Source organism: Syntrophomonas sp., assembly GCF_028707975.1.
Taxonomy (GTDB): domain Bacteria; phylum Bacillota; class Syntrophomonadia; order Syntrophomonadales; family Syntrophomonadaceae; genus Syntrophomonas.
The window spans coordinates 1-9,181 of the sequence record NZ_JAQVZX010000075.1 but is presented as its reverse complement, the minus strand read 5'-3'; the positions used below and the strand labels follow the sequence as shown (position 1 = coordinate 9,181).

The following is a 9,181-nucleotide window of genomic DNA, read 5'->3' as shown; positions in this document are numbered from 1 at the left end:
GTTATAGCTGGCAGCTTATCGTAGGGGTCCGCAATATATTTGATACAGGAGATGGCAGCCGTAAACAGCGACCCAATCATAACACCGGAAAGAACCAGAGCCAGCATAGGATCATGGCGAATCCGCAAGCTTATCCCATAGGTTAAACCAACTGCCAGTAAGCCGCCCACAAATGCCATCATTTGAATTCCCATCATACTAAATGAGAAATATATGGCCAGAGCAGCCCCAAAACCGGCACCGGCTGAAGCTCCCAGTATATCCGGTGAAACCAGGGGGTTTTTAAACATTCCCTGGTAGGCTGCTCCAGCAGTAGATAGAGCCGCTCCCACTAATATAGCGGCCCAAATACGAGGTAAGCGTACTTGAAATATTACAGTTTCAACGGTAGCATTCCAAGTTGGCTCCAGGGGCAATACGCGGGCGGCTAACACCTCCAGTAACTGTCCTGGAGGTACCGGGTATCGTCCTAGAGCGAAGGAAAGTATGAAAATAAGTGCTAGCGTAATTAATAAGATAGTAATCTTCCAGCCAGAACCTCTTTTCGTTTCCATCTCTACAATTTTATGTTTAGTAACTGCCTCCACTTGTAGTCCCCCTTCATAGTTTATAGCCTGGTATGGGGATAATATTAGAGATTCCCCGGAATGCTGTTCTGCTTTGACAAAGGAATACAAATTTATATGGTTACGAGAAAAATGATTCATCAGTGACTTTATTTACTGCAATATCGGTTACTGTTTTTTCTCTTTACTTATCGCACTAGCCCCCATTTCCTGCAGGTAGCGCTGCATCAGAGGCATTCGATTATAAACAGAACACCTCTCGTTGATGATAGCTCATCTTCGGGATTGGTTTTGCTTTCCACTTTCCTGTTGGATACCATTACCCCCAAATGCAAAGTAAATTAGCAGGTCAGATATTTCCAAATTAAACTAAATTGCATAGATATATATCATTGTAGAATGGGCATTTTCCCCTACAACCTGACCTTTCATCACATTCTGCACATCCTGTTTTACAGTTATCATTAACATAACTTCTGTAAGCTGAGAAATGTTTCTGCCAGATATCCTTGAAACAAAGATCTTTTAAGTTGTACGTAAAATTACTGTTGTTACAAAATGAACAGGGCATAACCTCCATGGATTCGCTCACATAAACCGAGAAGAAGCCGCATTCGCAGCTGTCTACAAGATCCGTATCAACACCGGTTGCCTTCATCAAAACAGGAACAAAGCAAGCATCAAAACCAAGCTTTAGTTTAGTTAAGGGGGCGTCAACCATGTCCAAAAATTCCCTTAAATTCTTCTGCGATTTAATCACATCACTTTTGTCCGCTCTTCCAGCAGCTTTGTAAGTCAAAAATATCACAGAATTAAAGTCCTTCAGGTATTCGTCGTATTTTCCTTTCAAGAGTTTAATTGCCTCTATGAGGGTTCTCTCTGAAATAACATAGTGGATATTGGTTCGAATTTTTTCTTCTTTAAGCTGTACCCCCAGCTCGCGAAGTTCTTCAAGGGACAGGTTATCCCTATAGGGATCCCACGAGACAGCAACTGCCCCACAGTACTTCTTGCTTGCTTCCATGTTTTTCTGGTTGAAATACTTGCCACAGGTTGTGTAATTAGGTATTATGCCGTATTCTTCTCTTGTAACATGTAGTATTTCATTAAAATCAGGGTGGAGGAGAGGTTCACCCCCTCCAAGTGCTACTTGAAATATGCTTCCATATTCTTTGCTTGTTAGTTGACCAAGGATGAATTTGTAATCTGCTACTGTCATGAATATCCCTTCCTCATTACTGGCACGATAGCAGTATTCACATCCATTGGTACAGTAGTTGGATATGGATATATCTGCAAGTTCTGGCCATGGAGCCATATAGGGATCTTCTGCGATACTGTCTCCCCAGCGAAATGTTACACCTGTCTCTGGAATGCAAACGAAGTTGTATCCTTTAAAGTGTTTTCTTATCATTTTTATACCTTACATCCTCCGCGTTCACATTGCGGTTTAGTTGTCTGGGTTGCTCCAACTCCCAAAATATCATTGCTTTCTCCCTTAACCACCACCCAGTTTATTACAGCCCACATTTCATCATCTGATAATTCACTAAAATCTGACTTTGATATTTCCTCCGGATCACTATCATCCGCCAAAAACTGAGATTTTCCAAGGGGGAATTCCTTGATTGTGAAGGAATATTCCTGGCTCCCAATTATGGTTTTATATCCTTCTTCGCCCATCTTTTTCTTTAAAAAATTCAATAATTGTACCCACCCTGTTTTTCCGATTTCTGTAAAACGTTTTATTTTGGCATCAATTATCTCTTCCTTTACAGTTAACACGAAACTTGCTGAACTACTGTTGGTCACAAAATCGCATCTGATCTTCACAATAATACCTCCTCATGTTTTATTACTCCATTTCAATTCATTTCAGCAGTAATTCAGGCACCACCCACCCGATACATTGCCGTAACTAAAAAACGACTCGTATTCCTCATCACTCAAGGCGTATTCTTAGAATTCTTATAATAATCGGAAGAAACTGCGGAGCAGTTTCAACACACCGCTGCAACGAGGCGGTGGATTTCCTTTTACTTTTTCTTTCCCGGGTCAACCTTGGGTCCGCCACCCAGGATTTCTTGAGCCTCTTCTACGTTCATAGAATAGTTGAAAAAGTGTTTGTAAAATTGAATTAATTCTTCTTCCAGATTCAGGTTTTTAAAGGCCTCCGGGTGAAAGGTTTTGGCAGCCCATAGGAGCATAAGCGGTTGCTCGGAAGTGCGGTTACCCCAGATATGGGCGCCTACAGGTGTGGGAAAAACTTGCTTATTTTTAACGGCACTTACTTCTTTAAAGCGACTATCATTACAGAGTAAATTCACCTGGTCGGGAGAACTAACTATAATTACCTGAGGATCCCACTTAAGCAATTGCTCCACTGAGAACTCTATATTTTCCGCTACGCGAACTTCCTTGGTAACACTCTTTCCCCCTGCTTGACTCACCCACCATTCAGTAATGGCGTGGGGTGCTGTCATACTCTGAATGTTGCAATGCAACACCCGGGGTCGTTTATCCTCGGGAATGCTATCAACGACCTTGCTCACGCGGGCAATAGTATCGTCAAAATATTTACTGTACTCCTGGGCCCGGGTCTCCTGATGTAATACCTCTCCGATCATATTTATAGCCTGCTTTACCTCGTCAGGCTCGGTCCATACCAGGCAAACCGTAGGTAGCCCGGCGTTAGTCAATACTTCAGCTATCTGTTCGCAACTACCGCGGGCTTCCATAGTAAAAACCACATCCGGCTTCAGTTTCAGCATTTCTTCGACATTAGGCTGAAAATCGCTGGTTTGAACCATCGGCTGTTCGCTTATGTTAGGAGCAAATTTATGCTGGTACTTCCAACGTTCTGAACGGGCAAAATCGGGGAGACCATTGACGATCTTACCTCCCTCGCCCACTGCAAAAATAAGACTATTCAGTACCGGTCCAGGTCCTATCGTAGCTAAACTGTGAATCTCTGCCGGGAGGGTTACCTCCCGGCCTGCCATGTCGACAATTGTCCGGGGAGTAGCAGTTGTATCAGCCGCCTTTTCCTTACCGCAGCCTGCGATAAGCATGCCACTGATGATCAGCAGGGCAAGCATCGCCAGAATTACAAGCCCTCTCTTTTTCATATATTTTCCTCCTATTCCATATTATTTTATTTTAGCGAGGTCTTTCATCAGCACCTCCTTTCCATAAATTCTATAACAGACCTCGTCTCGCTTTTATGAGGGTGATTCTATGAACAACGGGGAAATAAAAAACCAGCATCGAAAAGTTGATACTGGCTTTATCCTCATCTTCAGGCAGGAAACAGCCCTTCCTGCTTATGTTAATCTCCTGAGTTTGTTAGCAAACACGGCTAACCCTCAAAAAGGATGTTCCATATCTTCTTTCCAAATACGGGAGGCACAGCCGTTTACAGCTATACCCCGGGGAGCTATTGACGCTCCTTTCGTCCAATTATCCATGGCTTGAAGCTATAGGATAAAAGGCTCGAAGACATTAACTGTTAAATTGTCCGAAAAATATGAAAATTTAAGGTTCACTAAACGCTAAGGTTTTAGTATTCAAATCATTTAATTAATTGTTGTTAGTTTTTATTTATTTTTATTATACCTATGCTTTATTTCTGTCTGTTTTTGTTGGTTGATGTTGATATTTGTTTAATTCTATAAAAATAAAGCTATTCCTGCTGAGCGAATAACTTTTTAATTAAAACTATGTAATTACGACTCCACTGCGAAAACCCCTTTTGTTGCATAAGGGTTGCATAAATATACAAAGCGAGCGTTGGCGAAGCATGGTTGCAACGCCCGGCGAAGGCGAGCAGGCGAAAGGGGGCGAGCGACAGGACGTCGCGAGAGCGCTATACGACCATGGATGGGAGGTTAGCGTGTACCCCTTGAGCCGCGAGACAAGCCGCAGGTGTTGCCCATGCGAAGACTGCGAGCGGTATATTTATACAAGCCAATGAATATTAATAACTTTTTGCAGTAGAATCAATTACGATAAGGCGTTTATGGATTCGGGATTCCGCTAAGGGGAATTCTGTTGCAGGCCAGGGGAAAACAGGCCCCCGCAGTAGAGGCATTCTTCAATTTGTATTTTTCAAGTAATTATCCAGGGATGGTTTAGAAATGAATCGTCAGGATTACTCCTGGGGCAGGGTAAAGTAAAAAACAGTCCCGCAACCCGGACTGCTTTCCACCCAAATTTTGCCGTGCTGGGCTTCAACATAGCCCCTGGCTATGGCCAGGCCCAGTCCCATTCCACCTTCACGGCGATTTCGGCTGTCATCGATTCGATAAAAACGTTCAAATACATGGGGCAGGTTTTCGGGGGGAATACCCGGTCCATTGTCAGCCACCGCGAATTGCAGGTGATTTCTATACCGCTGAATAGACAGGGTAACCTGGCCTCCCTGCTCTACATGCTGCATGGCATTGGACAATAAGTTCAAGAGTATCTGCAAGAGCCGGTCATGGTCAGCATAGATTTCCTTAATAGTGCTGTCAAGATCTATACTATAGGAAATACCCTTATCCTGCATGGCAAGATTAACCGGTATCAAATGTTCCAAAAGTTCGCTTAGCGGAAAGCGGCTAAAATTCAAGGATACGGCCCGGTTTTCCACCAGGGACAGATTGTCCAGTTCTTTTACCAGGTGCGAAAGCCGTATAACTTCATCCTGCAGTAGAGCAATGCTTTCAATATCCAGCGGAATGGAACCCGTCTGCATTCCTTCCAGTTGTCCTCGCAGAAATGTCAAGGGGGTTCGTAATTCATGCGATATATCGGCAGTTAATCTGCTCCGGTTCTTTTCGACATCATCCAACTTTTGCGCCATTAGATTGAAATCCCGCCCCAGTTCCATAAATTCACGATCACCCTGCAAACTTAGCCTTTCATCCAGCTTTCCATTGGCCAGCTGGTGAATAGCAGATGATAAAGCGGCTAGAGGGGAGCTAATACGCTTCCCCAGCGCTAAACCCAATATCAGGGCAATAATACCTATAACAATTGCCAGTATGGCTGTATTTATGGTGAGTCTGGCGACAAATTGATTCTCCAGTGAAGACAAGCCCGAACCCAGTGGGCTGATTATATATAAAGTGGCCCGGGGTTGATTATCAACCCGGAGTTCCCTTGAACTATGAAGTGAATCCAGTTTGGCCGGCTGTCCGATGAGTAAACCCTGGGTATCTGCTACCACCATATTATTGGCATCGGTAACTATTAGCCGTTGTCCCTGCCTTATTCCCATTCCCATAGGCATTGACCCGTGGTGGCGGCGTTGCCCCATAGCTTTACCATTCCCTATGGTATTAGCTTGCAGATACTCCTGTAAGCCGTCACTGCCATACTGTGAATAGTAATCGCTTATGATTGGAGCCCATTGATCGAGCATGACCTGGTTATAGTTATCAATATATGTGGAAAACTGCTGCCTGGTCATAAGCAGCATAATCAGGCTGGTAGCTATAACCGCCAGTACGGAAACGATGATAAAGCTGGTTGTAATTTTATTGGCCAAACCCGATTTTGCCATTGCAAACTCCATCTCACCGCTATCGCTGGTGATACAAACAGTACTGAAAAAATATTTCTCGCTTTATTATTCCTCTGCAACTAACTTATAGCCAATGCCATAAACTGTTTTTATGCTAACTTTGCTTTTCCCGGTCGCTTCGATTTTATGGCGCAAATTACTGATATGAGTATCGATAGTTCTTTCATAACCCTCGTAGATATCGCCAAATACACGGTCCAAAATATGCAGGCGGGAAAAAACCTGCCCTGGATTCTCCGCCAACAGCAAAAGGATTTTAAATTCAGTTGGGGTTAATGCTAAAGGAGTATCTCCTATTAATGCCTCCAACCTCTCCGGATTAATAGAAAGATTGGGAAAGCTAATATTAGTAACCTGCTCATGGGGACGACTGCGCCGCAGTACAGCTTTAATCCGAAGAGCCAGTTCCCGGGGTGAGAATGGTTTGGTAATATAATCATCGGCCCCCAGCTCCAGGCCCAATAATTTGTCAACTTCATCCGCCCGAGCAGTCAAAACTATGATCGGGGTATTATCCTTCTGCCTAATCCTTTTCAATACTTCCCAGCCCGATAAGCCGGGCAGCATAAGATCCAGGACAATTAAATCCGGTTTTATATCCTGCCAAACCCGCAGAGCTTCAAGACCGTCAGCCGCCAGGGCTACCCCAAAACCCTCCTGACGAAGATTTTGTGACAGCATATCGCGAATCTTTTTTTCGTCCTCTACCAGCAGAATAAGTGAATCCATATGATCTATTCCCCTTTAACCAGCTTGCTATCTACTGCTAGTATAACATCTTGAGTTTAAGATTGATTAATAAGAAAAGTGAGGGGTGAGGGTTGAGGGGGGTGTGTAGGGAACGCCCCCCCGTGTCGTTCCGAATCAGGCTTCGCCAACGCTCGCTTTGTATATTTATGCAACCCTTATACAAGAAAAAGGGATTTTTGCAGTGGAGTCAAGATTAGTAAGTAAGGGTACCCTATCCAGGGTACCCTTATAGGCAGTATCTGTTATTGCTTATTGATTAGCGGGTGCAGCATAGGGACAGTTGGCCTGATTTTGTCCGCAACCTGCTCCCCGGCCTTGTCCCTGGCCAAATCCCTGCATATGTCCCCTGCCCTGGCCCCGCTGATTGCCATTCTTTGGGCCAAGCACCGTTCTTTCCACATTTGCTTTAATCCTTTCAGCCATGTTATTCAAACAAGCTTGATATTGTTCTCCACTAATCTTCTTATCAGCTTTCAATTCATCCAGGATTGCTGTGCGCTCAGCGATAACTTTATCGATTACTGCTTGTTCACTTACTCCCTTGGATTCAGCAATAGCCGCTAAAGACTTTCCTTCTGCCCGTTGACTGCGGATATCGGCAATACTCAACCCGGTTAAGTCAGAAACCGCCTGGAGAGTTGTCTGGGCCTTTTGCTGACCCGCCGCATTTCCCTGACGCAAACCTGCCTGCCCATTAGTACCATTGGCTGCCATTGCACTGGCAACCATCCCCACCAACAACAGCAGGGATAAAGCTAAAATTGCAACTTTAGACGACCTCTTTTTCATAATCCTTCCTCCAATCAAATAGATTATTTTGAACTCTGGCTATATAATAGCGGGCAATTATTGTGAAAATTTCAATAAAGTATGGAGAAATTGTTAAGATTAAGCCTGGATAAAATCTCACTTGTAAAACAAAAACCTGTTGGAGAAATGAAAATGGAGACGGAAGAGAAGTTGAAGCGATTTCATTGCTCTAATATTGTTTAAGGGCTTCCTCATTTACGGTAAACCCCAGGCGAAGCTGCTCTCGCCAGAAGGAAATCTGCCGGTTGCTTTGTTCCAGTTTTTTTAAAAGGAGCTTTTCCTCGGGGGTAGTGCTATGAAGTTTAAACATACCCCCGTTTTTCATAACTACCCGTCTATCAGCCAGTAAGGCTAACATCGGATCATGGGTAACCAGTACCACTATTTTATTCTGCAAGGCCAACCCTTTCAGGGCCGCCAAACGATCAATGCCGGCATTTTCCAGCTCATCTAGCAAAACCACCGGCGCATCACTGATTAGCGCTACATCAGCTACCATCAAAGCGCGGGATTGACCGCCGCTTAATACGGTAAGCTTGTCCTGGCTGCCGATAGGTTCTCCGCTCAGCCGGTTGGCGTAGTTTAATACTTGTTCCGCCAGCATCTCTGCTTGTTCCAGATGACGGCTGCAGGCATGTAAATTGAGAAAATCCTTGACACTCATATCCATAACAAAATTCATGTTCTGGGAGACTTCTGCCGCCATTCCCCGCAGCACCCTATCATCCGCAAACTCGCCGGCCGGCATCTGGTTAATGAGGATACGGCGCTGTGACGGAGTCTCACCATCAGCCCATTGTTCAATATCAGCAATGAGCATGCTCTTGCCCGAACCGGTTGTTCCCACCACCGCGAGAATCTCCCCCGCCCTTATATCAAGGAGCGGGATGGCCTCTGCTGCGCCGTCTTTATCTTTTCCTCCTATTACGCTAATAGAATCAATCATTTTTTAAAACATTCCTCAAGTCTATTTTCCATCATTGTTGTTGTGCTAAGTACCGGGCACAACCACCGATGAAAAGTGAATTCAAATGTTCTTTAACGTTAAGATGCACCTGGCATATATCAGTTATCGGTCATCGGTCATCGGTCGTCAGACGTCAGAAGAGGGAAGGGGTTCCTTGCTCCTCATTTTTTCAAACTTTCCAAAATCAACCTTCTTCACATTCCCCATCTGATAGCTGCTGCCAATCATGGTTTCTCCCGTACAGTAGGAGCAAATGGCCGCAGGCATGGAACAACGCAATTCCTGGCCTTCAATCCGATTTACGGAGGCGCTTTCCATTATGATTTTCTTTAATTTCAGGCTGCCCTGCCCGTTAAGCCCGTTGACTGACAGCACCGCAGCATCCGGGTTTGCCATTTCCACTCGCTGCCGGAATACCTCTCGTTCAGCCTGGGATACAACATCCCCTTTACTTATAAGCACAACGTCAGCCGTACTTAACATCGGTCCTACCTTTTGCGGGGTGTCAATTCCACTCAG

General features: G+C 44.6%; 8 protein-coding genes, 1 pseudogene and 1 riboswitch. All 9 genes and pseudogenes read right to left on the bottom strand.

Translation table 11 applies throughout. The features are described 5' to 3' along the window. Positions 1–587, bottom strand: a 587-nt coding sequence (locus PHP87_RS09165; RefSeq protein WP_299920552.1) for an iron chelate uptake ABC transporter family permease subunit, incomplete at its 3' end; no start/stop codon positions are given. A gap of 343 nt (positions 588–930) precedes the next feature. Continuing rightward, positions 931–1,980, bottom strand: a complete 1,050-nt coding sequence (locus tag PHP87_RS09160; protein WP_061214574.1) for a radical SAM protein — start codon at positions 1,978–1,980, stop codon at positions 931–933. A 2-nt stretch (positions 1,981–1,982) separates the two neighbouring features. Further along, a complete protein-coding gene (locus tag PHP87_RS09155; protein WP_299920551.1) occupies positions 1,983–2,399 on the bottom strand; it encodes a hypothetical protein in 417 nt (138 codons plus the stop codon). A 203-nt stretch (positions 2,400–2,602) separates the two neighbouring features. Next, on the bottom strand, positions 2,603–3,694 hold the full coding sequence (locus PHP87_RS09150; RefSeq protein WP_299920550.1) for an ABC transporter substrate-binding protein: 1,092 nt from the start codon (positions 3,692–3,694) through the stop codon (positions 2,603–2,605). A 241-nt stretch (positions 3,695–3,935) separates the two neighbouring features. Next, a riboswitch (molybdenum cofactor riboswitch) is annotated at positions 3,936–4,076 on the bottom strand. Positions 4,077–4,716: 640 nt separating this feature from the next. Next, a complete protein-coding gene (locus tag PHP87_RS09145; RefSeq protein ID WP_299920549.1) occupies positions 4,717–6,114 on the bottom strand; it encodes an ATP-binding protein in 1,398 nt (465 codons plus the stop codon). A gap of 66 nt (positions 6,115–6,180) precedes the next feature. Beyond that, on the bottom strand, positions 6,181–6,864 hold the full coding sequence (locus PHP87_RS09140; RefSeq protein WP_299920547.1) for a response regulator transcription factor: 684 nt from the start codon (positions 6,862–6,864) through the stop codon (positions 6,181–6,183). 270 nt (positions 6,865–7,134) lie between these two features. Then, positions 7,135–7,674 (bottom strand): hypothetical protein, encoded by a 540-nt coding sequence (locus PHP87_RS09135; RefSeq protein WP_061214579.1) that lies wholly within the window; start codon positions 7,672–7,674, stop codon positions 7,135–7,137. 190 nt (positions 7,675–7,864) lie between these two features. Continuing rightward, positions 7,865–8,641, bottom strand: coding sequence for an ATP-binding cassette domain-containing protein (locus tag PHP87_RS09130; RefSeq protein ID WP_061214580.1), 777 nt, complete (start codon positions 8,639–8,641; stop codon positions 7,865–7,867). Positions 8,642–8,788: 147 nt separating this feature from the next. After that, a pseudogene (locus PHP87_RS09125) lies at positions 8,789–9,181 on the bottom strand (ABC transporter); the annotation flags it as partial.

Coding starts and splice junctions, on each gene's coding strand:
- PHP87_RS09160 (WP_061214574.1), bottom strand. CDS start 1,980: ATGATAAGAAAACACTTTAAAGGATACAACTTCGTTTGCATTCCAGAG.
- PHP87_RS09130 (WP_061214580.1), bottom strand. CDS start 8,641: ATGATTGATTCTATTAGCGTAATAGGAGGAAAAGATAAAGACGGCGCA.
- PHP87_RS09145 (WP_299920549.1), bottom strand. CDS start 6,114: ATGGCAAAATCGGGTTTGGCCAATAAAATTACAACCAGCTTTATCATC.
- PHP87_RS09150 (WP_299920550.1), bottom strand. CDS start 3,694: ATGAAAAAGAGAGGGCTTGTAATTCTGGCGATGCTTGCCCTGCTGATC.
- PHP87_RS09140 (WP_299920547.1), bottom strand. CDS start 6,864: ATGGATTCACTTATTCTGCTGGTAGAGGACGAAAAAAAGATTCGCGAT.
- PHP87_RS09135 (WP_061214579.1), bottom strand. CDS start 7,674: ATGAAAAAGAGGTCGTCTAAAGTTGCAATTTTAGCTTTATCCCTGCTG.